A 22658-nucleotide genomic window follows, 5' to 3' on the forward strand; every position below is an offset into this window, starting at 1 on the left:
GCAGCGGCCTGGTATTTCCGGCAGCCCTTCGAGCCTGGTGCCACTAAAATGCGCAAAGGCCCAGCACGCGCAGCGTGCCGGGCCCAATCGGGAAGGTGCCCAGCGGGCACCGCAGCGAGCGGGAGCACCGCCGCCTTTTCTCCGGTGCCCGGATCAGGCCCGGATGCGCCAGCCGGTTTTGAAGATCCACCAGATCACGCCCATGCAGGCCAAGGTAAAGCCGCCAATGGCGCAAAGGCTCAGCAGCACCGGCACATCCGCCTGGCCGAAGAAGGCCCAGCGGAAGCCGGAGACCAGATAGACCACCGGGTTGAACAGGGTGATCGTCTGCCAGACCGGCGGCAGCATCGAGATCGAGTAGAAGGATCCGCCCAGGAACACCAGCGGTGTCACCACCAGCAATGGCACCAGCTGCAGCTGTTCGAAATTCCCGGCCCAGATGCCGATGATGAACCCCATCAAGGAAAAGCTGAGGCAGGTCAGCACCAGAAACGCCACCATCGCCAGCGGGTGCTGGACCGAAAGGTCCACAAACAGCGAGGCGGTGCACAGGATCACGGTGCCGATGAACAGCGATTTGGTCGCCGCCGCGCCGACAAACCCCGCGACCACTTCCAGAAAGTTGATCGGCGCCGACAGGATTTCGTAGATATTGCCGATGAATTTAGGAAAGTAGATCCCGAACGACGCGTTGGAGATGCTTTGGGTGATCACCGACAGCATCACCAGCCCCGGCACGATAAACGCTCCGTATTCGACCCCGTCAACTTCCTGGATGCGGCTGCCGATGGCGCTTCCGAACACCACGAAGTAAAGCGACGTGGACAAGACAGGCGAGATGAAGCTTTGCAGGAAGGTGCGCCAGAACCGCGCCATTTCCGCCTTGTAGATGGTGGCAACTGCGGTCCAGTTCATGCTGCGTCTCCTGCGGCTGCGCCTTTCGAGGCCGGCCCGCCGGAGACCAGGCCGACAAAGATATCCTCCAGGCTGGATTCCCGCGTCTGCACATCCGCCAGCACCAGTCCAGCCTGGGCCACATCATTCAGCAAGGTGGTGATACCGGTCCGCTCAGCCCGGGCGTCATAAGTGTAAAGCAGCGCCCCGCCGCCATTGACCAGTTGCAGATTGTGCTGCGACAGCGCGGCAGGGATCACCCCGACCGGCGCGGTCAGCTGCACTTCCAGCTGCTTCTGCCCCATCCGCGCCATCAACTGCTCCTTCTCCTCGACCAGCAGCAGCTCCCCGCCGGTGATCACGCCGACGCGGTCGGCAATTGCCTCCGCCTCTTCGATATAATGCGTTGTCAGGATGATGGTGACGCCGCCCGCCTTCAGCTCGCGGACAATCTCCCACATGTCCTTGCGCAGTTCGACGTCCACGCCGGCGGTCGGCTCGTCCAGGAACAGGATGCGCGGCTCATGCGCCAGCGCCTTGGCAATCAGCACCCGCCGTTTCATGCCGCCGGACAGATCCATGATCCGGCTGTCGCGTTTCTCCCACAGCGACAGCTTGCGCAGCACCTCCTCTACCAGTGCCGGATCGGCGGGCTTGCCGAACAGACCGCGGGAGAATGTGACCGTGTCCAGCACCTTGGTGAAGGGCTCCAGCGTGATTTCCTGCGGCACCAGCCCGATCAGGGCGCGCGCATGCCGGAACTGCGAGACATTGTCGAAACCGCCCACGGCAACAGAGCCGGAAGTCGCAGTGGTGATGCCGCAAACCGTTGAGATCAAAGTGGTCTTCCCGGCACCATTGGGGCCAAGCAGGGCGAGGATTTCGCCTTCCTCAATGTCCAGCGACACGCCCTTCAGCGCGGTGAAGCCGCCGCTGTAGACCTTGCGCAGATCGCGTATGGATAGGATGGCCGCCATTTTGCCTCCGGAAGATGCTCAAATCTCCGGCCACCCTAGCGGCGGCATGCCGCATCTGCCAGCCCCCGCGCCGCAGAATGACATGTGCACTTGCGCAGACGCAGGGCCTGCTCAGCCGCGGCCGGTCACCTTGCTGAACCAGCCTTTTTTCTCATCATTGCCCTCACCCCCCGGCGCATCACCGTCGCCGCCGGGATCCTGCGGCCCCAGATGCGCCTGCAGATTGGCAAAGAACTGGTCCGCCATCTTCTTGGCGAAGCCATCAATGATCCGGCTGCCAAGCTGCGCCAGCTTGCCGCCGACCTTGGCCTCCACATCATAGGACAGCAGCGTGCCCCCCTCCGAAGGCGCCAGCGTCACGACAGCGCCGCCCTTGGCAAAGCCGGCCGCGCCGCCCTTGCCCTCGCCGGAAATGGTCAGCTTTTCGTTTTCGACCATGTCCGACAGCCCAACCTGCCCCTTGAATGTGGCTTTGACCGGGCCGACCTTCTGGGTGACCGTGGCCTCGAAACCGTCCTCCGGCGTGCCGGTCACCTCCTGCGCGCCGGGCACGCAGGCCTTCAGCACCTCCGGGGACAGCAGCGCCGCATAGACAGTTGCCGGATCGGCGGCGATCTCTTTCTGGTCACTCATCTGCATGTGCTGGGCCTCCCTGGCGCTCTGTTGCGGCTCCTATCAGACCTAGCCGCCCCGTCCCGCCCTGCCAAGCCCGCGGCTGCTTGCCTGGCCGTCTTTGGCAATCCGCCGGACAAATTTATCTTGACGTCAAGATTTAATACCATATATCTCGACCTCAAGACAAATAGGAGGAAGTCATGAAAATCATTCTTTTTGGCGCCACCGGCGACGTTGGCGGCGCAGCATTAAAGGCCGCTGTTTCCCGTGGCCATCACGTCACTGCCGTGGCGCGCAAGCCGCAGGCCCTTGGTGCCATCAGCGCAAATGTCACGCCACTGCCGCTGGATCTGTTGCAACAGCCAGACGCCGCGGCGGATGCGGCCATGGGGCACGATCTGGTGATCAGCGCCCTGCGCCCGCCGGCCGGCCGCGAGGAGGACCTGGTGCCGCTGACCCGCACTGCGCTGTCGGCTGCGCGGCAGGCGGGCATTCCCGTGCTGGTGACCGGCGGCGCCGCAACGCTGAAACTGGCAGACGGCAGCGGCCACACGGTGCTGAGCGCACCAGGCTTCCTGCCCGGCAGCGTCCGCCCGATTGCCGAGGCCTGTGCGGCACAGGACGCGCTGCTGGAGGCGGAGACCGAGGCGCAATGGACCTGCCTGCGCCCGCCCGCAATGCTGTCAGAGGGGCCGCTGACCGGCAGCTACCGCTTTGGCACCGACACGCTGGTCACTGATGATGAAGGCAACTCTCAGATTTCCTTTGCAGATTTTGGCGCAGCATTGCTGGACCTGGCCGAATCCCCGCGCGGCGGCCAGAAGCTGACAGTCGCCTTGGGCGGTCCCGCCCCTGCCCTGGCGGCCGGCTGACGCCGGACCTTGGGCCGCGTTGGGCCTGGCAGCGCGCAAAGCGCGCTGCAGCGGCTTCGCTTCAGGCCCGCGGTCAAGCTCACAATGGCCCGGAGGTGTTCTGCGGGACTGCGCCGCGCCCAAGGCCTTGCCGGGCATCTGCGATGCCTGGCAAGGGTGCGGGAGCCGCTGGCCTGCCGGAGAACCGGGTCAGCCGCAGAACAACTCCTTAGTAGGGCAGCCCCACATAATTCTCCGCCAGCGAGACCTGCGCCGCATCTGAGGAAAACAGGTAGTCCAGTTCCGCTCTTTGCAGCCGCAGGTCTGTTTCCGATCCCTCCGGCGCCCGGTGCAGAAGGTTGGTCATCCACCAGCTGAACCGCTCCGCCTTCCAGACCCGCGCCAGCGCCTTTTCCGAATAGGCATCCAGCCCCGCACTGTCCCCTTTCAGGTAGTGGTCCAGGAAGCCATGGTAGAGATAGTGGATGTCTGACGCCGCCAGGTTCAGCCCCTTGGCACCGGTGGGCGGCACGATATGGGCAGCGTCGCCTGCCAGGAACAGATTGCCATAGCGCATCGGCTCGGCCACGAAGCTGCGCAGCGGCGCGATGGACTTTTCGATCGACGGGCCGGTTTGCAAGCCTGCAGCCACATCCTGCGGAAGCCGCCGTTTCAGCTCTTCCCAGAACGCCGCATCGCTCCAATCCTCCACGCGGTCGGTCAGCGGCACCTGGATGTAGTAGCGGCTAAGCATCCGGCTGCGCAGCGAGCACAGGGCAAAGCCGCGCTCATGCCGGGCATAGATAAGCTCTTCCGCCACCGGCGGCGTCTCTGACAAAACACCAAGCCAGCCAAAGGGATAGACCTTCTCATATTCCTTCAGCACATCGGAGGGAATGGACTTGCGGCTGACCCCGTGGAACCCGTCGGCACCCACAATGAAATCGCACTCGGCCCGCTGGGCCTCTCCGGCCTGCTCCCAAGTGACAAAGGGGCGCGCTTCGGTCAGCGCCTGCGGCTGCACATTCTGCGCCTCGTGAATGATCGCCCCGCCCATCGCATCCCGCGCTTCGTAGAGATCACGGGTCACCTCGGTCTGGCCGTAAACCATCACCGTCTCGCCGCCGGTCCGGCTTGCCAGATCGATGCGGTCCAGCCGGCCCTGATGGGCGATGTGGAACCCCTCGTGGATCTCGCCCTCGCGGTCCATGCGTGCGCCGCAGCCCGCCTCGCGCATCAGGTTGACGAAACCATGCTCCAGCACACCTGCCCGGATGCGGCCCAGCACATGCTCCCGGGCATGCTTCTCCAGCACGATCGAGCCGATCCCCTTGCGGTGCAAAAGCTGCGACAGCAGCAGCCCCGAAGGCCCGCCGCCGATGATGACAACCTGCGTCTGATGCGTGGACATGCGCGTTCCCCTGATCGTTTGCTGTATTCGTGCACTGGAGATTATGCGCTGGCCGCCTGTTCTTGCGAATGGACCAAGCGCGCTAAAACTTGTATTTTTCGCACATGCAGCGCTCAGCCCGCATCGACAGCTACAACCTGTTCGGCGAAACAGCCGAACTGGCCGATGTGCTGCATGTGGAGACGATCCGCGCCCGTTCAGAGCTGCACGACTGGGAATTGCGGCCGCACCGGCACGCGCGGCTGCATCAGCTGCTGATCCTGACGGGGGGCGGAGGTGCTGCAGATATTGACGGAATCAGCCATGCGCTTGCCCCGCCCTGCCTGATTAATGTTCCCCGCGGCGTGGTGCATGGATTCCGTTTTGGCAAAGGCACAACCGGCTGGGTCATTACTCTTGCCTCCGACTTCCTCGACCAGAACCTGATCCCGGGCGAAGGGGTGCGCGCGATGCTGGACCTGCCCGCCGTTCTGCAGCTGCCCGAAGGCCTTCAGGATCTGGCAGAGCAGCTTTTCGGCGAATACGGCCGCCGGGATTTTGGCCGCGCGCAGATGCTGCGCGGACTGGCGCTGTCCGTGACTTCGGCCGCCGCGCGCGCCATTGCCGCCGATCAGGACGCCGCTTCGCAATCCTCTGCCAGCCCGCTGTTCACACGGTTCGAAGCGCTGGTCGAGCGCGACTTCCGCCTGCGCCGCCCGCTGGCGGAATACGCGGATGAGCTGGCAGTATCGCCGACTCATTTGAACCGGATCGCTCAGCAGGCGACCGGGCAGGCTGCCTCGGCGCTGGTCAATGCCCGCGTCCTGCGCGAGGCGCGCCGGCTGCTGATCTACACCAACCTGACTGCGGCGCAGATCGCCTATGAGCTGGGGTTCAATGATCCGGCCCATTTCAGCCGGGTCTTTGCCAAGGGAACCGGAATGCCGCCACGGAAATTCCGCCAGCAGCTTGCCGGAACCGCCTGAGCCGCCGCAGACTGTGCCGAACCGGACACCGCATAGAGGAGCGCCAAATGCTGCAGGGGATCCGCATTCTGGAAGTCGAAGGCCTGGGCCCCGGCCCCTTTGCCGGGATGACCCTGGCCGACCTCGGGGCGGAGGTGATCTGCGTGCACCGGCCGTACACCGGGCGTACACCGGGGATGCCGGAAAACTCGCTTCTGGACCGCGGCAAGCGGTCGATCACCCTGGACCTCAAGGACCCCGCCGGTGCCGACACTTTCCTGAAACTTGCCGAAACCACACATGGGCTGATCGAGGGTTTCCGTCCCGGTGTGATGGAGCGGCTGGGGCTGGGGCCGGCAGAGTGCCATGCGGTGAACCCAGGCCTGGTCTATGGCCGGATGACCGGCTGGGGACAGGACAGCCCGCTGGCCCATGCGGCGGGGCATGACCTCAATTACATCTCGCTGTCGGGAGCGCTGTGGTACGCCTCCGCCCCCGGCGACGCGCCGCTGACGCCCGCCACGCTGGTCGGCGATATCGGCGGCGGAGCGATGTATCTGGTGGCCGGGATGCTGGCGGGCATCCTGAAGGCCGGGGCCACCGGCGAGGGCTGCGTGGTCGATGCCGCGATCTATGACGGGTCGGCCCACATGATGAACCTCTTGATGAGCATCCGCCAGGCTGGAAACTTTGGCGTTGCACGTGGAGCAAACCTGCTTGACGGGCCGCATTGGTGCCGCACCTATGCCTGCGCAGACGGCGGCTATGTCTCGGTCCAATGCCTGGAGCCGAAGTTCTATGCGCAGTTTCTGGAGAAACTGGGGCTGTCGGAGGATCCTGAGTTTCAGCAGCAGTTCGGCAAAGGGCTTTGGCCTGCCCTGACTGGCCGCCTTGCCGGGATCTTTGCCAGCCAGCCACGCGATCATTGGGCGGCGCTGTTCGAGGGATCAGATGCCTGTGTAGCCCCGGTGCTGAACCCGGAGGAGGCAATGGCGCATCCGATGAATGCGCGCGGCGCCTGGGTGGAGACGGAGGGCGCGCTGCAGGCCGCCCCGGCCCCGCGGTTTTCAGGCCAGCCGGAATGGACGCCGCCGGAGATCCCCCGGCGCGGCCAGCACACGGAGGAAATCCTGGCAGAACTGGCCCAGAAGTAAGGTCAGTCTTCTTTCTTGGCCTTTTCAGCCGCGGCTTTCATCCGCTTGAGCAGTTCGGTCTTGTCCGACTGCTTGCCAAAAGGGTTCTTCTTGGTGCCCTTGGCATTATGTTCCGAATGACGGGGCTTGTTGCTGCCCATGCGGGCGCCGCCCATTCTGCTGTAGTCCATCGTGAGACCTCTGGATGTATCCGAAGATGCGGCTACTGCCGCATCTTCATGGATAACACAAGATCAGCCGTTTCGAACGGTGTCGATCATCAGCTGCACATTGTCCGGGTTGGCATCCGGCGTGATGCCGTGGCCGAGGTTGAAGATATGCGGGCCGTTTCTGAACGCCTCGACGATGCGGCGGGTCTCGTCCACCAGCTCCTGCCCGCCAGTCACCATGTGGCGGGAGGCCAGGTTGCCCTGCACGCAGCCGTCGACCTGCACATTGGCAGCCGCCCAGACCGGATCAACAGAGTTGTCCAGCGCCACGCAGTCCACGCCGGTCGCTTTGGCAAAGCCGACGTATTTCTCGCCCGCCTCGCGCGGGAAGCCGATGACGGGGATGCCCGGGTGGCGCTCCTTCAGTGCCGCGGTGATCTGGCGGCAGGGCTCCAGCGCGTATTTCTGGAACGCTTCGCCCTTCAGCGAGCCGGCCCAGCTGTCAAAGATCTTCACCACTTCGGCGCCAGCCTCGATCTGCTTGGAGAGGTAGTCAATGGTCGCCTCGGTGATCCGCGCCAGCAGCGCCTCGAACAGGGCCGTGTTTTCCTCGCGCAAGCGGTGGGCCGGCCCCTGATCCGGGGTGCCGCGGCCCGCGATCATATAGGTTGCGACGGTCCAGGGCGCGCCGGCGAAACCGATCAGCGTGGTCTCGGACGGCAGCTCACGCGACAGGATGCGGACAGTTTCATAGATCGGATTCAGTGTATCGTGGATGTCGCTCGCCGGGCCCAGCTTGGCAAAATCCGCCTCAGTTGTGATGGTCGACAGCCGCGGGCCTTCGCCGGTCACAAACCACAGGTCGGCACCCAGCGCCTGCGGCACCAGCAGGATGTCGGCAAACAGGATCGCGGCATCAAAACCGTAGCGGCGGATCGGCTGCAGCGTCACCTCGGCGGCCAGGTCGGAGTTGTAGCACAGCGACAGGAAATCCCCGGCCTCGGCCCGCGTTGCACGGTATTCCGGCAGGTAACGGCCCGCCTGGCGCATCATCCAGATCGGCGGCACATCCTGTTTCTCACCCGCCAATGCGCGCAGCAGCTTCTTTTGTCCGGCCATGGTCATCCTCGCTATCATTCGCCCCTTGAGGTCACGCCTGAAGGGCGGAATGTCAAGAGCAGGAGCGATCTGCCGCGCCCAAGCCCGCTGCGCTTTGTTCTATGTCAAAGCCCCAGCGCATTGCTTGTGGGACATGCACAAAAACCGGTTTCCACCGGGACGCAAACTGATTTATGGCTTTCTCCATGACACTGACCCTGCCCTCCCCCGCTTCGCCCCTGAAAATCGGCACCCGCGGATCGCCGCTGGCGCTGGCACAGGCATATGAGACCCGTGCGCGCCTCGCCGCAGCCTTTGGCCTGCCGCAAGAGGCGTTCGAGATCGTGGTGATCAAGACCACCGGCGACAACCAGGCCCTGATCGCGGCGGACAAGCCGCTGAAGGAACTGGGCGGCAAGGGGCTGTTCACCAAGGAGATCGAAGAGGACCTGCTGTCGGGCGCCATCGACATCGCCGTGCATTCGATGAAGGACATGCCGGTTGCGCAGCCCGCAGGGCTGCTGCTCGATACCTATCTGCCGCGCGAGGATGTGCGCGATGCCTTCATCTCTCCATCGCTGAAATCGCTGCACGATCTGACCGAGGGCGCGGTGGTCGGCACCTCGTCGCTGCGCCGCCGGGCGCAGCTCTTGAACCGCCGCCCCGATCTGAATGTGGTGGAATTCCGCGGCAACGTGCAGACCCGGCTGCGCAAACTGTCCGAGGGCGTGGCGGAATGCACCTTCCTGGCGATGGCCGGCCTGAACCGGCTGGCGATGGACGATGTGCCCGCCACCGCGATCGGGACCAGCGACATGCTGCCCGCGGTGGCGCAAGGTGCGATCGGTATCGAACGGCGCGCGGATGACAGCCGCGCCGCGGAAATGCTGGCGGCGATCCATGACCGCGAGACCGGCCAGCGGCTGGCAGCGGAGCGGGCGTTCCTCGCCGCGCTCGACGGCTCCTGCGAGACGCCGATTGCCGGCCTTGCGGAACTGGACGGCACCACCCTGCGGCTGCGCGGCGAGGTGCTGCGCCCGGATGGCTCAGAGTCGATCAGCGATGACCAGAGCTGCGCAGTTGAAGACGGCGCCGAACTCGGCCGCGAGATGGCGGCCAAGCTCCTGGAGAAAGCCGGTAAGGGCTTCTTTGACTGGAGAGCCTGAGCGAGGCTCTGCCTCGCGCTCCGGGATACCTGGGGCCAGATGAATGGAGGACCCGCTCTTCATCTGGCTGAAAATATCCTGGGGGTGAGCGCCAAAGGGCGCGAGGGGGCAAAGCCCCCTGCCTGCGCTAGATCTGCCCGGACCACCTCAGCCAGCTCTCCGGGCTGCCGCGGAAGGTGTTGAGGTCCACGTCGCCAGCCACCCCCGGCACCTGGCCGGTGCCGGAATACTGCCAGAAGCTCCAGCTTCGGCCCGGATAGACCTTCTGCGGGTGGCCCGCCACGGAGCGCAGCCAGAACTCGGTGCCGCTGAGCCGCCCGATACCGGTGTCGCGGTAGAAATCCACTGTCGTGTAGACCACCGGGCGCTTGCCGTAGTGGCGTTCTAGGATGTCGAGGAACTTGCGCGCCTCGGCCCGCACCGTTGCACCGTCAGGCCGCGTGCGGCAGGTGCGGGAGCGGTGGTTCCATTCCATATCGAGCACCGGCGGCAGCGCGCTGGGGTCTTTCGGCACATGACGGATGAACCAGCGCGCCTGTTCTGCCGCGGGGCGGCAGAAATAGTAATAGTGGTAGGCGCCGTGCTTCAGCCCCGCCGCGCGGGCGCCGCGCCAGTTGTCGCGGAATTTGGCGTCGGTATGGTCGCCGCCTTCGGTCGCCTTGATATAGGCGAATGACACACCGGAGCGGCGCACCTTGTGCCAGTCGATCTCGCCCTGGTAGCGCGAGACGTCGATGCCGTGGACCGGGTAGGACCAGGGCTTGCGCCCCTCCCAGTCATGCGGGTCGCGGTCGCCGAAGCGGGGATAGGTGGAGAGCCCGGCCAGCCGCGCATTGGCGGGCTCTGTGCGGGTCACTCCCGGCGCGCTGGTGGCCTTTTCAGGCGGCCTGCCGCATCCTGCTGCCAATGCCAGTGCCAATGCCAATGCCCCAAGAACCAGTCTGCGCATGTGATGTGCTCCCTGCCTCGCTTCGTGAAAACCGCTCTTTTCTTTGCCTGTTCACATTCACTTTAGCGCAGGCTGGCCCAAAGTCGCGGCCGCCGCAAAGAAATCAGCATAAATCCGCCGCAAGAAAAAACGCGCCGCTGCGGGGCGGCGCGTTTGCAATGCTAGGGCTTTGGCGGGTTCAGACCCATTTGGCGAGCGGCGGCAGGCTCATCAGCACGGCGTTGGCATCGTGGCCGGTTTCCAGCCCGAACTTGGTGCCGCGGTCGTAGACCAGGTTGTATTCCGCATAGAGGCCGCGGTGGATCAGCTGGGCGTCCTTGTCGGCCTCGGAGTATTCCTGCACCCGGCGCTTTTCGACCAGCGGCACAAAGGCCGGCAGGAAGGCGCGGCCGATGTCCTGGGTCAGCGCAAAATCCGCGGCCCAGTCGCCGGAGTTCTGGTCATCCATGAAGATGCCGCCTACCCCGCGGGCGCGCTTGCGGTGGGGGATGTAGAAATACTCGTCCGCCCATTCCTTGAGCCGCGGGTACTGGTCTTCCCCGTGCGGGTCCAGGTGCTGTTTCTGCTGCCCGTGGAAATGCGCGGTATCCTCTGCGTATTCGATGCAGGGATTGAGATCCGAGCCGCCGCCGAACCACCAGGCGTGCGGGGTCCAGAACATGCGGGTGTTCATGTGCACGGCGGGCACATGCGGGTTGCGCATATGGGCGACCAGCGAAATGCCGGAGGCCCAGAACCTAGGGTCGTCCTTCATCCCCGGAATGCCCTTGCGCGCCGCCATCGCGGCTTGCGCGCGTTCGCCCAGGGTGCCGTAGACCTCGGAAATGTTGACGCCGACCTTCTCGAAAACCCGGCCGCCGCGCATCACGCTCATCAGCCCGCCGCCCGCATCGGAGCCGTCCTCCGAGGTGCGTTTGGTTTCAGTCACTTCGAACCGGCCCGGGTCCATGTCCGCAAACGGGCCTTCGCTGTGGCTGTCCTCCAGCGCCTCAAAGGCCGCAACGATCTGGTCGCGCAATTCCCGGAACCAGGCAGCCGCCCGGGCCTTTTCTTCTTTCATTTCAGCAGTCACAGGTCTTTCCAATCAGTGCATCGGCGCGGACACCGGGTCCAGCAGGGTGCGGCCGCCGTCCAGCGTCACCACCTGCCCGGTCATGAAACCGGCGGCGTCGGAGGCCAGGTATTGTGCGGTTTCGGTCAGTTCGGTGGGCGAGGCCACCCGGCCCAGCGGGGTATGCGCCTCGATATCATGGCGGAAGCTGCGGTTTTCCTTCAGCGTTGCCTGCATGGAGGCGCTCATCACCGAGCCGAAAGCGATGGAGTTCACCCGGATCCGGTGCGGCGCCAGCGCCACCGCCAGCGAGCGGGTGGCCTGATCCAGCGCGGCGGAGGCCACGGAATAGGCCATCAGGTCCGGATGAGTGCGGCGGGCCGCAATCGACGAAAGATTGATGATGCTGCCAAGGGGGCCGTCGTCCTCGCGCTCTTCGCCCTGCTTGATCATCCGCTTGGCAACCTGCTGGGACAGGCGCACTGTCGGCAGCAGGCTTTGGTTCAAGAGCTGGTCCAGCGTCTCGTCCTGCGGATCCAGCGCATTGGTGGCCACCACCTGCCGGGCGCCGTTGACCAGGATGTCGATGTCATCAAAAGCGTCGATGGTGGCTGACAGCAGGTTGGCAATGGTCAGCCGCTCGCGCAGGTCGCCGGCGAAATAGCGGATGTTGCCGTCGTCGGCCTGTTCCCCCAGTTCATCGACCAGCTGTGCCTCAAACTGATCCGCAAACATCACGTTGGCGCCGGCATCGGCGAACTGTTTGCCGATCGCCAGGCCGATGCCGCTGGCGGCGCCGGTCACGATGGCGGTCTTTCCGGAAATGGAAAAGGACATGAAAGGGTACTCCCCTAAGGCAATCTGGACCGCACGTTAGACCGCGCCGGCCGGTTTGGAAACCGCCATTGCGCCCTGCGCGCGGTTACTTGCGCCCGCGTTTCGGCTTGGCCGCGTGCAGGATCTTGAAGCGGTTGTCGCCGCCCTCTTCGCGCACCTGGGCAAAGCGTTCCGCCAGCGCGGTCTCATAGGGCAGATGCCGGTTGGCCACCATCCACAGGCTGCCGTTGGCCGCCAGCATGGACGCCGCCGCGGCGATAAAGGCCTGCCCCAGCGACGGTTCCGCCGCGCGTCCGGTGTGGAACGGCGGGTTCATCACCACGGTGCTGACCGGGCCCGGCGCCTTCCAGCTGCGGGCATCAGCCCAGTGAAACTGCGACCGCGGGTCCGCTGCATTCAGACGGGCGCAGGCCAGCGCGGCATGATCCGCCTCAACCAAATGCAGTTCCTCGACACCCTCGCGCTTCAGCACCTGGGCCGAGAGATAGCCCCAGCCGCCGCCCAGGTCGGCCACGCAGCGGCCCAGCTTCTGCGGCAGCGCAGCGGCCAGCATGCGGGAAGCGGGGTCGATGCCATCGGCCGAGAACACCCCGGGTGCGGTGATGAAGCCTTCGACCTGCTGCGGCCCTTCGGGCAGCCAATCGGACAGATCGGTGCCGCCCTCGATCCAGAAAATCTTGCCATGCGCCTTGGAGACCGGGGCAGAAGGCTCGCAGCGCTTGCGCAGGTCCTTCAGAACCGAATCAATGCCTTCGGTCTTGGCGCCGTCGATCAGCACCTGGCCCGAGGTGGCGGCAGCGGCCTGCGCCACCAGCATCCGGGCCAGCGCCTTGGCCCGCGGCAGAAAGACGACGGCGGCGGCATACTCCGCCCCCGCCTCCGGCGACGGGGCGCAGGCATAGCCCTGCGCGGCGAAGTGGTCGTGGTCGGGGCGGAACGGCTGGATGATCAGCAGCTGCTCCTTGGGCAGCGCCGACAGGTCATGCTCGCTGCGCGGATGGAACACGGCGATGCGGCCCTCCGACGGAACAGCAAAGCCGCCCGATTGGGCGGCCAGGGACAGGCGTACGGACATCTAAGAGCCTCTTCAGTCTTCTTTTTCCATGGTGCACTGCAGCGGGTGCTGGTGGCGGCGGGCGAAATCCATCACCTGGCCGACCTTGGTTTCAGCCACCTCATGACTGAACACGCCGACCACGGCAACGCCCTTCTTGTGCACCGTCAGCATGATCTCAAACGCCTGTGCATGGGTCATGCCAAAGAACCGCTCCAGCACCATGACCACGAATTCCATAGGGGTGTAGTCGTCATTCAGCAGCAGCACCTTGTAACGCGGCGGGCGCTTGGTCTTCGGCCGCGTCTTGGTCAGGACGCCGGATTCCGTGTCGTCGTCTGAATGATCGGTCATCATTATGGGCTGCAGCGGCATAAGCAATTTGATCCAGTGGTGCATGGAATTTCCTGTGAGGCTTATATAGCCTCTATGGTGTTCAGGAAAAGAGACTGAGACACGCAGATTGATACGTAATTTGACAACAATCGGCTTTGATGCCGATGATACCCTCTGGCACAACGAACGGTTCTTCCGCGTCACGCAGGAACGGTTTGCCGAATTGCTGCAGGATCACACGCCTGCGGATGTCGGCCCCGAACAGCTGGAGCGGCAGTTGCTGGACGCCGAAAAGCGCAATCTGGGGCGCTACGGCTACGGGGTGAAGGGCTTCACCTTGTCGATGATCGAAACCGCGATCGAGGTCACGGGCGAGCGCGTGCCTGCTGCCGTGGTCAAGGAGCTGATCACGGCGGGCCAGATGATGCTGTCCTACCCGATCGAACTGCTGCCGCATGCGCGGGAGGCGGTGGAGGCGGTTGCCGACCGCTACAAGGTGGTGCTGATCACCAAGGGCGATCTGCTGGACCAGGAGCGCAAGCTGGCGCAGTCGGGCCTTGGCGAACTGTTTGACGGCGTCGAAGTGGTCTCGGAAAAGACACCGGAGGTCTACCACGACATCTTTGCCCGCCACGGCGACGGCGCCAGCCGCGCCATGATGGTTGGCAATTCCATGCGGTCGGATGTGGTGCCGGTGATCGAGGCCGGCGGCTGGGGCACCTATGTGCCGCACGGGCTGGTCTGGGAGGTGGAACACGCCGAGGCGCCGGAGCACAGCCCGCGCTACACCGAGATCCCGGATCTGAGCGGGCTGGCGGCGCTGGTGGACAGCCTGGAGTAAGCGCGCTGGACGGGCCGGGCCCGTGCCGCTATCCCTTTGACAAACTTCAAGGGAGCCCCGGAGACATGCCGCACGCCGAACTGAAATACTCCAGTAATCTGGATCTCGACGCCGAGGCCATCCTCGCTGAGATCGAAACGGTGATACTGGAGCACGACGGCGGCGCCGGCGCCTGCAAGGGACGGGCCTATCCGGCGGACCGTTTCCACCGCACCCATATCACAATCAGTGTTGCCCTGCTGAGCAAGCCGCACCGGGACGAGGCGTTTTCCAACGCGCTGCTGGCAGACCTCGAATCCCGGATCAAGGCACGGCTGCACCAGCCCTGCGAATTCTCGCTTGGGCTCAATTATTCCACGCCGTTTTACGTGACCAATTTCCACGCGGTTTAACGGCGAAACAGCCCCTGCGCCGTTTGCAGGCCGGAAATTCCGCTGCCGATCAGCCGCGGTGTGCAACTTTTTTCAGTAACCTTCTGTTAGCACTTACCGCATCTAGAGAGGTTGCCACGCTCACCCACAAAATGCCGGCAGACAGACGCGCATCGGGCTGTCTGCCCTATCCTGCCCCTGTTTATTCCTTGGCAACCCTGTGTTAGGCTTTTAGTAACAGGCAAAAACGTCAGCCGGAAAACCGGCGGCACGAGGCAAACATGGCAGTGATCACGCAGGTCAATCCGGCGTCCAGCCGGTATCCCCGTACCCGGCTCCTATGGGCAGCCGCGGCTCTATTTCTTGCAACGATGGTGATGGCGCTGCAGCCGCAGCGGGCCGCAGCGGCCCCGTACGCGGCCATGGTGATCGATGCGCGCACCGGTGAAGTGCTGCATTCACGCAATGCCGACACCCGGCTGCACCCTGCCTCGCTGACCAAGATGATGACGCTCTACATCGCTTTTGAAGCGGTCCGGAACGGCGAAATCACGCTGGACACCAAGGTCAGGATCAGCCGCAACGCCGCTGCCGAGCCGCCGTCGAAACTGGGGCTCAAGTCAGGCCAGAAGATCGCCTTCCGCTACTTGATCCGCGCCGCCGCAGTGAAGTCCGCCAATGACGCCGCCACGGCCATCGGCGAGACCCTGTCGGGGTCCGAGGCCGCATTTGCCCGCCGCATGAACCGCACCGCCAAGGCGCTGGGGATGAGCCGCACGACGTTCAAGAACGCGCACGGCCTGACTGCCAGCGGGCATCTGTCGACCGCCAGCGACATGACCACGCTGGGGCGGCATCTGCTGTATGACTACCCGGAGTATTACAACCTGTTCTCGCGCCGCTCGACCAATGCCGGCGTGCGTGAAGTTCCCAATACCAACCGCCGCCTTCTGGCCGCCTACCGCGGCGCCGACGGCATCAAGACCGGCTACACCCGTGCGGCCGGCTTCAACCTGGTTGCCTCCGCCAAGCGCGGCAATGAACGGATCATCGCAACCGTTTTCGGCGGCAAGTCCTCCACCTCGCGCAACGCCAAAGTGGCAGAACTGCTGGATCTCGGCTTCCGACGGGCGCCTTCGCGCGCGGCACTGCGCAAGCCGCAGCGTCCTTCTTATCAGGGGGCGGGCAATGTGGTGGTTGCCGATGCGGACGACAGGCCCTCGCACGGAGTGGCGGGCAAGACCATCCGGGTAAGCGGCCAGGTGAACACCAGCCTGCGCCCCAAGACGCGCCCGGGCAGCAACGGGTCGCCGGTGCTGGTGGCGGCGCTTGAGGAAGCGCTGCAGACCCCGCCCGCAGAGCAACCGGCAGCTAAGGCTGATACTGCACCGGCTGACACCGCAGAGACCGGTGCTGCGGAAGGGCCGATCGAGAACGTTCAGACCGTCAGCGCAGATGCCGCTGTGCAGGAAGATGCGCTGCGCGACAGCATCGCGGTTGCCCTGGCTGAGGCCGAGGCGGAACCCCAGGCGGCGGCTGCCGAAGCGGCAACCCCGGCCGTCATCGCGGCCGTGCAGAAAGTGCCGTTCACCGGATTGCGTCCGGTTGCCCGCCCGGCCAGCCTGGCAGCAGCCTCACCGGAGCCGGAGCCGGTGGTCGTGACCCGTCTGTCCACCTCCGGCGGCCGGTACTGGGGCGTCAACGTCGGGCTCTACACCAGCCGCTACCAGGCCGAGAAAGTGCTGCTGCGTACCGCTTTGTCCGAGCTGGAAACGCTGGACGGAACCCTGCGCAAGGTCGCAAAGACCCGCCGCGGCTTCGAGGCCAATTTCCTGGGCATGAGCCAGGAGCAGGCGGAACTGGCCTGCCGCCGCCTGAACGCCCGCAACGTGACCTGCAATCCGATCGGCCCGTCCTGACCGGAGAGCCCTGGACAGTCAGCAGAAAAGGCGCCCATGAGGCGCCTTTTTCATTCCGGCCCTCTGGCACCAGACCGCTGTGCAGATACGGAGTTTCCAGCGTCCGCCAGCGCATCCGAAGAGGCAGGAAGCCATTTCCGGGCAGCGCTCAGGGTTTGGGCTTGTCGTCCCATTCATCGCTGAGAATGCGGCGGGAGTCGCCTTCGGGATCATCATACTGGTTGCTGCGCACCGTGTAGAAGAACGCCGCAAGACCCACCGTGCCGAGGATCAGAGAAATCGGGATCAGATAGGCAAGGACACTCATGGTTTCGGTACCGGTATTGTCAGCGGGGGCTTAGCGCAGCCGCAGCGCATTGAGGGAAACAGTAATGGAAGAGGTAGACATCGCCAGCGCTGCAATCAAGGGCGTGGCCAGCCCCGCAATCGCCAGCGGCACCGCAACCACATTGTAAAGGGTGGCAATGCGGAAGTTCTCGCGGATGCGGCGGGTGGCTTTCTGCGCCACGCCGCAGGCCTCGGCAATCGGGCTGAGGTCCTGGCCCAAGAGCACGATGTCGGACGCAACCCGCGCCGCATCCAGCGCCGAGGCGGGCGATACCGACACATGTGCCGCAGCCAGCGCCGCGGTGTCATTGAGGCCGTCGCCCACCATCAGAACCTTCTTGCCTTGATCGGCAAGCATCTGCACCCGGGCGGATTTATCGGCAGGCAGCGCCTCGGCCACCCATTTGGTGATCCCCAGACGCTGCGCCAGATCCTCCACCGCGCCGGTGGTGTCGCCGGAAATCAGCAGGACTTCCTTGCCAGTCTGCTTTAGCGCCTGCACGGCCTCGGCGGCGCCGGGGCGCAGGGCGTCGGTGAACAGGAACGGTTTTGCCGCTCCTGCCCCGCTGTCCAGCCAGGCCGCCGTCTGGCTGCCCTGCTCAGCCCCGACCCACGCCGCGCGGCCCAGCCGCACAGTTCGGCCGCGGAACAGGCCTTCGGCACCGTAGCCCGGCACCTCTGTGATGTCCTGAACGCCAGCGGGCCTGATCCCGGCCTCCCGCGCGGCGCGGGTCAGCGCCACTGACAGCGGATGCGAAGAGCCTTCGGCCAGCGCCAGGGCGATCTCCAGGTCTGCCCGGGCATGATCGCCCAGATTGGTGACCTGCGGCGTGCCGGCGGTCAGCGTGCCGGTCTTGTCGAACACCACGGTGTCCACTTCCGCCAGCCGCTCCAGCGCGGTGGCGTGTTTGATCAGCATGCCCTTCTTGAATAGCCGGCCCGAGGCGGCGGTGGTCACGGCAGGCACCGCGAGGCCCAGCGCACAGGGGCAGGTGATGATCAGCACCGCGGCGGCGATGTTCAGCGCGGTGCGGATGTCGAAGGTGTAAAGATACCAGCCGGCAAAGGCGAGCGCCGACAGGATATGCACGCCTGGCGCATAGAGTTTTGCTGCGCTGTCGGCCAGGGAGGTGTAGCGGGAGCGGCCCGATTCCGCGATCGCGACCAGGTCGGTCATGCGATGCAGAGAGGTATCCTCGCCCACTGCCGTCGCGCGAATGGTCAGCGGGCCGGTGAGGTTCACCTCGCCGGCGGAAACCGCCAGGCCCGGTTCCGCAAAGACCGGCAGCGTTTCCCCAGTCAGCAGCGAGCGGTCGAGTTCCGACTGGCCCGCAACGATTTCGCCATCCACCGGCATCCGCCCGCCGGGCCGCACCAGGATCAGGTCGCCGATTGCCAGATCGGCAACCGGCACCTCGTATTCATCGCCGTCCAGAAGCCGGATTGCACGGGGCACCTCCAGCGCGGCCAGCTCCTCCGCCGCCGAGCGCGCCGCGGCGCGGGTCCGGTAATCTAGGTAGCGGCCTGCCAGCAGGAAAAACGTCAGCGTCAGCGCCGCATCGAAGTAGGCGTGCTCACCCGACAGGAAGGTCTCCCACAGCGACGTTGCCAGCGCCAGAACCAGGGCCAGCACGATCGGCACATCCATGTTGAGGCGCTTGACGCGCAGCGCCGTCCAGGCATTGGCGAAAAACGGCTGCGCCGAGAAGACGATTGCCGGAAAGGTGATGGCGGCGGAGATCCAGTGGAACATGTCGCGGGTTGCATCCGAGGCCCCGGACCAGACTGAAATGGACAGCAGCATCACGTTCATCGAGGCAAAGAAGGCCACCGCCAGGCGCATCAGCAGGTCCCGGCCCATCTTGTCGTTCTGGGTTGCCGCCAGGGCTGCCAGATCCAGTTCGTGCGCCTCGTAGCCGATGCTTTCCAGCAGCGGGATCAGATCCGCCGCGCGCAGTTCTGGCTCTGCCTCGATCAGCGCCCGCTTGAGCGTCAGGTTCACCCGCGCCGAATGGATGCCGGGATGGGCATTCAGCGCCCGCTCCACCGCCGAAATGCAAGCCTGGCAGTGGATGCCCGGCAAGGACAGGGCCAGCCGTGCCTCGGCCGGCGCGTGATCAGAACTGTCGGGCGGGGCCGCGACGCAGGCGGGACAAGCGGCAAGCGAAGGACGGAGCTGCGCGGTCATGGCGGTCAGCCCTTCACATGGAGGATCACCCGCTGGGTGAATTCGGTGCCGCTCTTGGCCCGCGCCACCATGCGGATGTTCCAGTTGCCCGGCCCCAGGTCGGCTGGCGCCACATAGGCGCGGCCGTCAAAGGTGAACTCCGGCTGCTGGTCGTCCTGCACATGGGTCGCCCGGCCGAGCGTCGCGCTCAGCTTGGCGACCTCCACCGGGTTGCCATCGGCATCGGTGATCTCAAGCTTGACCTGATCGCCTTGCGAGGAGGCATAGACCGACCAGCCCAGCGCCTCCTGCGCAGAACGGCGCTGATCGAACTCCTGGCTTGCGACGTAGGAGTTCTTCACCTCCAGCCCCGGAAAGGTTTTCACCGCGTTGACCGCCAGGATGATGTTCACCCCGATAATCACCGCAAAGGCGCCGCCGAACAGCATCAGTGCGTGCTTGCCGGTAAATTCCCGTTCGCGCTTGGCCATGCTCAGTTCCCCTTGCCGTTAAAGCTGGTGTCCTTGTGGGCACGTTCCCCGTTTATCAGATCCTCGACCCAGATGCGAACCGGGGTGGACCCGGTTTGCGCGGGGCCGGACCCCTTGGGCGTCACGATGTAGACCCGTTGCAGCAGCGCAGTGTCGGCAGGCACATTGACCGCGTGGTATATGGTCCCCTCAAGCTGCAGGCGCAGGGTCGGATCGCCCTTGATCGACAGCTTGAACACCCGGTCCTCGCCATGCTTGTTGCGCAGGCGCACGTCGTAGGTGTTGCGGATGGAACCGTCCGAAAGAGTGACGTAGGTCGGGTTGCGCTCCGGCGCCACCGTCAGCTCAATGTCGGAGCGGATGAACAGGGCGAACAGCAGACCCAGCCCGACCAGCGACCACAGGCTGGTGTACATGATGGTGCGCGGGCGCAGGATGTGCTTCCAGACGTTCTTGGGCGGCTGGCCGGTGCGCTCCAGCGTTTCGTCCGACAGCGCCATATAGTCGATCAGGCCGCGCGGTTTACCGATCTTGGCCATGACGTCGTCGCAGGCATCAATGCAAAGCGCGCAGGTGATGCATTCCATTTGCTGGCCGTCGCGGATGTCGATCCCCATCGGGCAGACGTTGACGCAGGCCATGCAGTCGATGCAGTCGCCCTGCCCTTCCGCCACCTGGCCCTTCTTCAGCTTGCCGCGCGGCTCGCCCCGCCAATCGCGGTATCCGACGGTCAGCGTGTCCTCGTCCATCATCGCAGCCTGGATGCGCGGCCAGGGGCAGGCGTAGATGCAGATTTGCTCGCGCGCGAAACCGCCGAACAGGAAGGTGGTCGCGGTCAGCACCAACATGGTGGAATAGGCGATCGGATGCGCGTTCAGCGTCACCAGATCATAGGCCAGCGTCGGCGCATCCGCGAAATAGAACACCCAGGCGCCGCCGGTGGCGAGGCCGATCAGGAACCATGCGGTCCACTTGGTGACCCGCAGGCGGGCCTTGCGGAAATCCATCTTTTTCTGCCGGTGCAGGCGCAGGCGGGCATTTCGGTCCCCCTCGATCCAGCGTTCCACCAGGATGAACAGGTCGGTCCAGACCGTCTGCGGGCAGGCATAGCCGCACCAGACCCGGCCCAGCGCCGATGTGAACAGGAACAGCCCAAGCCCTGCCATGATGAGGAGACCCGCCACGAAATAGAACTCGTGCGGCCAGATCTCGATCCAGAAGAAGTAGAACCGGCGGTTCGCCAGATCCAGCAGCACCGCCTGATCCGGCAGCGACGGCCCGCGGTCCCAGCGGATCCACGGGGTCAGGTAGTAGATCCCCAGCGTCACCGCCATGATGTACCATTTCAGGTTCCGGAAGGGGCCGGACACGCGCCGCGGAAAGATCGGCTCTCTGGCGGCGTACAGGCTGGGGGCCGGGTTGGAATCGCTCACGGACTCTCTCCGTCTTGTGGCTGTCTCGCGCCCTTGTCACAGATGCAAAGTGCCGGAACTTTGACGTGGATCAAAAAGCGCATCACACAATCATGTTTTGAGGCCGATTCCGCACCGCGAGGGGCAAACCGCCACCTATGCCTGCGCTGCCAGTCCCGCCAGAGGCAAGTTGCCGCAGAACGGCGCTTCCTCTGGTCCGGACGCAAAACGGGGCAAGCCCGGACACACTCTGAACACAAACATGAATAGACTAACAACAGTTTCAGAGCCTCTATTAAGCGCCACGCGGAGCCAATTTTCAAACCGCCGAACAGATTCAAGGATTTTCCAATGCCCAATTCAAATGGACCGCTGGCTCAATATCTCATAGCAGCCAGATTGCAGAACGCAGCGTCCGAAGGCGCTAACGGGCTGGTGCTCACCGGAACCGGCGGAGACGACTCTCTGTCCGGTGGCAGCGGGGACGATCATATCACCGGCGGCGGCGGCAGCGACACGCTGATCGGCAGTGAGGGTAACGACACTCTTATCGCAGGCGCAGGTCAGGAGAATTTCCTCTCCGGCGGTGCCGGTAATGATCTTCTGGACAGCTCAGGCCAAGGCGGCTTGTTCGAAGGCGGCGCTGGCAATGACACGATCATCGCAGGTCATTCAGGCCACGACACCTCTTCCCCGCAGATAGTCCTCGGGGGCGACGGCGATGATTTGATCCTTCTGTCCGGCCGGGTTGCCTCCTTGACCGCAGCCTACAGTTCCGAAGTCCACGGCGGGGCGGGAAACGACACAATCCGGCTGGAAGAGGACATCCGGCTGATAGGGCGTTTCGAAATCGGCATTGAGGTGCTGGACTTCAACGGCTTCTCGATTTTCGGGTCATCTGCGAATGATTTTGTAAGCCTGGACGTCGCCAGCCAGACCCTGGGGGCGATCCGTCTGAGGGCAGGCGACGACACTGTCAATGGGTCTTTCCAATCCGATCTGATCTATGGCGGCAGCGGTAATGATTGGCTCATAGGCTTTTTCGGCGATGATACCCTGCACGGGGGCACCGGCGACGATGCATTGAACGGATATTCCGGCAACAACCTGATCCGTGGAGGCAAGGGATCGGACAATATCGGTGGCGGCGATGGTGAGGACACGCTCTATGGCGGCGCGGATCAAGATTTGCTCTCCGGCTTATCAGGTAACGACTGGGTGCATGGCGGCCGCGGCAACGACCTTGTTTACGGGGAAGATGGAGACGACCAGCTGTTTGGCGGCAGCGGCGCTGACACTCTGACGGGAAACACCGGAAACGACACGCTGACCGGCGGCGGCGGCGCGGACATTTTCGAATTCTTCGAAACCGGCGATGACCTCTTTGGCTCTGATGGAGACAGCGGCAGCGACGTCATCACAGATTTCAGCGTCGGCACGCGGGGCGAGAAAATCGACCTCTCCAGGGTCTCGAGAATCGAAGGCTATCGCGATCTGATGGACAATCACATCTCGGAAATTGACGGCAACGCCGTCATTGATGACGGCGCCGGGATGGTGATCACACTGGCTGGGGTTAGCATTGATGACCTCAGCAGGAACGACTTCCTGTTCTGAGCGCCCCGCACCGGCAGGAGCATACCA

General features: G+C 64.4%; 23 protein-coding genes. 8 read left to right on the forward strand and 15 right to left on the reverse strand.

The window, feature by feature from the left end:
- Positions 1 to 153 precede the first annotated feature (153 nt).
- The 3 genes from LHL23_RS03860 to LHL23_RS03870 form a co-directional block, all read right to left on the reverse strand.
- On the reverse strand, positions 154 to 915 hold the full coding sequence (locus LHL23_RS03860) for an ABC transporter permease (protein WP_226428866.1): 762 nt from the start codon (positions 913 to 915) through the stop codon (positions 154 to 156).
- Positions 912 to 1871, reverse strand: a complete 960-nt coding sequence (locus tag LHL23_RS03865) for an ABC transporter ATP-binding protein (RefSeq protein WP_226428867.1) — start codon at positions 1869 to 1871, stop codon at positions 912 to 914. The genes LHL23_RS03860 and LHL23_RS03865 overlap by 4 nt, the downstream gene beginning before the upstream one ends.
- Before the next feature lie 111 nt (positions 1872 to 1982).
- Positions 1983 to 2510, reverse strand: coding sequence for a CoxG family protein (locus LHL23_RS03870; RefSeq protein ID WP_226428868.1), 528 nt, complete (start codon positions 2508 to 2510; stop codon positions 1983 to 1985).
- A 176-nt stretch (positions 2511 to 2686) separates the two neighbouring features.
- Between LHL23_RS03870 and LHL23_RS03875 the strand changes: the two genes are divergently transcribed.
- The gene (locus LHL23_RS03875) at positions 2687 to 3358 is read left to right on the forward strand and encodes an NAD(P)-dependent oxidoreductase (RefSeq protein WP_226428869.1); all 672 of its coding nucleotides are present in this window, start codon (positions 2687 to 2689) and stop codon (positions 3356 to 3358) included.
- Between the two features lie 208 nt (positions 3359 to 3566).
- Here LHL23_RS03875 and pobA read toward each other — a convergent pair whose 3' ends face one another.
- Positions 3567 to 4748, reverse strand: coding sequence for a 4-hydroxybenzoate 3-monooxygenase (gene pobA / locus LHL23_RS03880; RefSeq protein ID WP_226428870.1), 1182 nt, complete (start codon positions 4746 to 4748; stop codon positions 3567 to 3569).
- Positions 4749 to 4852: 104 nt separating this feature from the next.
- On the opposite strand from pobA, the gene LHL23_RS03885 reads away from it, so the two are divergent.
- A complete protein-coding gene (locus LHL23_RS03885; protein ID WP_226428871.1) occupies positions 4853 to 5713 on the forward strand; it encodes a helix-turn-helix domain-containing protein in 861 nt (286 codons plus the stop codon).
- A gap of 47 nt (positions 5714 to 5760) precedes the next feature.
- On the forward strand, positions 5761 to 6846 hold the full coding sequence (locus LHL23_RS03890; protein WP_226428872.1) for a CaiB/BaiF CoA transferase family protein: 1086 nt from the start codon (positions 5761 to 5763) through the stop codon (positions 6844 to 6846).
- 2 nt (positions 6847 to 6848) lie between these two features.
- Here LHL23_RS03890 and LHL23_RS03895 read toward each other — a convergent pair whose 3' ends face one another.
- Together LHL23_RS03895 and hemE are read right to left on the reverse strand one after the other, a co-directional pair.
- Positions 6849 to 7016 (reverse strand): hypothetical protein, encoded by a 168-nt coding sequence (locus LHL23_RS03895; protein WP_174146211.1) that lies wholly within the window; start codon positions 7014 to 7016, stop codon positions 6849 to 6851.
- A gap of 63 nt (positions 7017 to 7079) precedes the next feature.
- Positions 7080 to 8114 carry a uroporphyrinogen decarboxylase gene (hemE, locus tag LHL23_RS03900; protein WP_226428873.1) on the reverse strand — a complete coding sequence of 345 codons (1035 nt, stop codon included), beginning with the start codon at positions 8112 to 8114 and terminating at the stop codon, positions 7080 to 7082.
- 185 nt (positions 8115 to 8299) lie between these two features.
- Here hemE and hemC point away from each other — a divergent pair, with 185 nt between their 5' ends.
- Positions 8300 to 9259, forward strand: a complete 960-nt coding sequence (hemC, locus tag LHL23_RS03905; protein WP_222479342.1) for a hydroxymethylbilane synthase — start codon at positions 8300 to 8302, stop codon at positions 9257 to 9259.
- A 127-nt stretch (positions 9260 to 9386) separates the two neighbouring features.
- On the opposite strand, the gene LHL23_RS03910 is transcribed toward hemC, so the two are convergent.
- From LHL23_RS03910 to clpS, 5 genes are all read right to left on the reverse strand, one after another.
- Complete coding sequence (locus LHL23_RS03910) at positions 9387 to 10208, reverse strand: glycoside hydrolase family 25 protein (RefSeq protein WP_226428874.1); 822 nt, start codon at positions 10206 to 10208, stop codon at positions 9387 to 9389.
- 178 nt (positions 10209 to 10386) lie between these two features.
- Positions 10387 to 11268: an oxygen-dependent coproporphyrinogen oxidase gene (gene hemF, locus LHL23_RS03915; protein ID WP_264181145.1), complete on the reverse strand. Its 882-nt coding sequence runs from the start codon at positions 11266 to 11268 to the stop codon at positions 10387 to 10389.
- 24 nt (positions 11269 to 11292) lie between these two features.
- Entirely contained in the window at positions 11293 to 12096 is an 804-nt protein-coding gene (locus tag LHL23_RS03920; RefSeq protein ID WP_222479336.1) for an SDR family NAD(P)-dependent oxidoreductase, read from the reverse strand.
- A gap of 85 nt (positions 12097 to 12181) precedes the next feature.
- The gene (locus LHL23_RS03925; RefSeq protein WP_226428876.1) at positions 12182 to 13171 is read right to left on the reverse strand and encodes a methyltransferase; all 990 of its coding nucleotides are present in this window, start codon (positions 13169 to 13171) and stop codon (positions 12182 to 12184) included.
- 12 nt (positions 13172 to 13183) lie between these two features.
- Positions 13184 to 13507: an ATP-dependent Clp protease adapter ClpS gene (clpS, locus tag LHL23_RS03930; protein WP_226429038.1), complete on the reverse strand. Its 324-nt coding sequence runs from the start codon at positions 13505 to 13507 to the stop codon at positions 13184 to 13186.
- 106 nt (positions 13508 to 13613) lie between these two features.
- Between clpS and LHL23_RS03935 the strand changes: the two genes are divergently transcribed.
- The 3 genes from LHL23_RS03935 to LHL23_RS03945 all read left to right on the forward strand — a co-directional run bounded on the left by LHL23_RS03935 (position 13614) and on the right by LHL23_RS03945 (position 16617).
- On the forward strand, positions 13614 to 14327 hold the full coding sequence (locus LHL23_RS03935; protein WP_222479332.1) for an HAD family hydrolase: 714 nt from the start codon (positions 13614 to 13616) through the stop codon (positions 14325 to 14327).
- A 65-nt stretch (positions 14328 to 14392) separates the two neighbouring features.
- Positions 14393 to 14719 (forward strand): hypothetical protein, encoded by a 327-nt coding sequence (locus LHL23_RS03940; RefSeq protein ID WP_226428877.1) that lies wholly within the window; start codon positions 14393 to 14395, stop codon positions 14717 to 14719.
- 260 nt (positions 14720 to 14979) lie between these two features.
- Positions 14980 to 16617 carry a D-alanyl-D-alanine carboxypeptidase family protein gene (locus LHL23_RS03945; RefSeq protein WP_413229463.1) on the forward strand — a complete coding sequence of 546 codons (1638 nt, stop codon included), beginning with the start codon at positions 14980 to 14982 and terminating at the stop codon, positions 16615 to 16617.
- A gap of 148 nt (positions 16618 to 16765) precedes the next feature.
- Here LHL23_RS03945 and ccoS read toward each other — a convergent pair whose 3' ends face one another.
- The 4 genes from ccoS to ccoG are packed head-to-tail and all read right to left on the reverse strand — an operon-like array spanning position 16766 to position 21035.
- Positions 16766 to 16924, reverse strand: a complete 159-nt coding sequence (gene ccoS, locus LHL23_RS03950) for a cbb3-type cytochrome oxidase assembly protein CcoS (RefSeq protein ID WP_222479326.1) — start codon at positions 16922 to 16924, stop codon at positions 16766 to 16768.
- 30 nt (positions 16925 to 16954) lie between these two features.
- Positions 16955 to 19132 carry a heavy metal translocating P-type ATPase gene (locus LHL23_RS03955; protein ID WP_226428878.1) on the reverse strand — a complete coding sequence of 726 codons (2178 nt, stop codon included), beginning with the start codon at positions 19130 to 19132 and terminating at the stop codon, positions 16955 to 16957.
- Positions 19133 to 19137: 5 nt separating this feature from the next.
- Positions 19138 to 19602, reverse strand: a complete 465-nt coding sequence (locus tag LHL23_RS03960) for a FixH family protein (protein WP_222479322.1) — start codon at positions 19600 to 19602, stop codon at positions 19138 to 19140.
- Positions 19603 to 19604: 2 nt separating this feature from the next.
- Positions 19605 to 21035 carry a cytochrome c oxidase accessory protein CcoG gene (ccoG, locus tag LHL23_RS03965; protein ID WP_226428879.1) on the reverse strand — a complete coding sequence of 477 codons (1431 nt, stop codon included), beginning with the start codon at positions 21033 to 21035 and terminating at the stop codon, positions 19605 to 19607.
- A 330-nt stretch (positions 21036 to 21365) separates the two neighbouring features.
- On the opposite strand from ccoG, the gene LHL23_RS03970 reads away from it, so the two are divergent.
- Positions 21366 to 22631 (forward strand): calcium-binding protein, encoded by a 1266-nt coding sequence (locus LHL23_RS03970; RefSeq protein WP_226428880.1) that lies wholly within the window; start codon positions 21366 to 21368, stop codon positions 22629 to 22631.
- The last annotated feature ends 27 nt before the right edge of the window (positions 22632 to 22658 follow it).

This window comes from Leisingera sp. McT4-56 (assembly GCF_020514995.1).
Classification (GTDB): domain Bacteria; phylum Pseudomonadota; class Alphaproteobacteria; order Rhodobacterales; family Rhodobacteraceae; genus Leisingera; species Leisingera aquaemixtae_A.

Excerpts from the sequence above, each read along its gene's own strand:
- LHL23_RS03925 (WP_226428876.1), bottom strand. The coding sequence starts at position 13,171 with ATGTCCGTACGCCTGTCCCTGGCCGCCCAATCGGGCGGCTTTGCTGTT.
- LHL23_RS03885 (WP_226428871.1), top strand. The coding sequence starts at position 4,853 with ATGCAGCGCTCAGCCCGCATCGACAGCTACAACCTGTTCGGCGAAACA.
- LHL23_RS03895 (WP_174146211.1), bottom strand. The coding sequence starts at position 7,016 with ATGGACTACAGCAGAATGGGCGGCGCCCGCATGGGCAGCAACAAGCCC.
- LHL23_RS03955 (WP_226428878.1), bottom strand. The coding sequence starts at position 19,132 with ATGACCGCGCAGCTCCGTCCTTCGCTTGCCGCTTGTCCCGCCTGCGTC.
- pobA (WP_226428870.1), bottom strand. The coding sequence starts at position 4,748 with ATGTCCACGCATCAGACGCAGGTTGTCATCATCGGCGGCGGGCCTTCG.
- hemC (WP_222479342.1), top strand. The coding sequence starts at position 8,300 with ATGACACTGACCCTGCCCTCCCCCGCTTCGCCCCTGAAAATCGGCACC.
- LHL23_RS03970 (WP_226428880.1), top strand. The coding sequence starts at position 21,366 with ATGCCCAATTCAAATGGACCGCTGGCTCAATATCTCATAGCAGCCAGA.
- LHL23_RS03870 (WP_226428868.1), bottom strand. The coding sequence starts at position 2,510 with ATGCAGATGAGTGACCAGAAAGAGATCGCCGCCGATCCGGCAACTGTC.
- hemE (WP_226428873.1), bottom strand. The coding sequence starts at position 8,114 with ATGGCCGGACAAAAGAAGCTGCTGCGCGCATTGGCGGGTGAGAAACAG.
- LHL23_RS03910 (WP_226428874.1), bottom strand. The coding sequence starts at position 10,208 with ATGCGCAGACTGGTTCTTGGGGCATTGGCATTGGCACTGGCATTGGCA.
- LHL23_RS03960 (WP_222479322.1), bottom strand. The coding sequence starts at position 19,602 with ATGGCCAAGCGCGAACGGGAATTTACCGGCAAGCACGCACTGATGCTG.
- hemF (WP_264181145.1), bottom strand. The coding sequence starts at position 11,268 with ATGAAAGAAGAAAAGGCCCGGGCGGCTGCCTGGTTCCGGGAATTGCGC.
- LHL23_RS03945 (WP_413229463.1), top strand. The coding sequence starts at position 14,980 with ATGGCAGTGATCACGCAGGTCAATCCGGCGTCCAGCCGGTATCCCCGT.
- LHL23_RS03875 (WP_226428869.1), top strand. The coding sequence starts at position 2,687 with ATGAAAATCATTCTTTTTGGCGCCACCGGCGACGTTGGCGGCGCAGCA.
- LHL23_RS03920 (WP_222479336.1), bottom strand. The coding sequence starts at position 12,096 with ATGTCCTTTTCCATTTCCGGAAAGACCGCCATCGTGACCGGCGCCGCC.
- LHL23_RS03860 (WP_226428866.1), bottom strand. The coding sequence starts at position 915 with ATGAACTGGACCGCAGTTGCCACCATCTACAAGGCGGAAATGGCGCGG.
- LHL23_RS03890 (WP_226428872.1), top strand. The coding sequence starts at position 5,761 with ATGCTGCAGGGGATCCGCATTCTGGAAGTCGAAGGCCTGGGCCCCGGC.
- LHL23_RS03865 (WP_226428867.1), bottom strand. The coding sequence starts at position 1,871 with ATGGCGGCCATCCTATCCATACGCGATCTGCGCAAGGTCTACAGCGGC.
- LHL23_RS03940 (WP_226428877.1), top strand. The coding sequence starts at position 14,393 with ATGCCGCACGCCGAACTGAAATACTCCAGTAATCTGGATCTCGACGCC.
- clpS (WP_226429038.1), bottom strand. The coding sequence starts at position 13,507 with ATGATGACCGATCATTCAGACGACGACACGGAATCCGGCGTCCTGACC.
- ccoS (WP_222479326.1), bottom strand. The coding sequence starts at position 16,924 with ATGAGTGTCCTTGCCTATCTGATCCCGATTTCTCTGATCCTCGGCACG.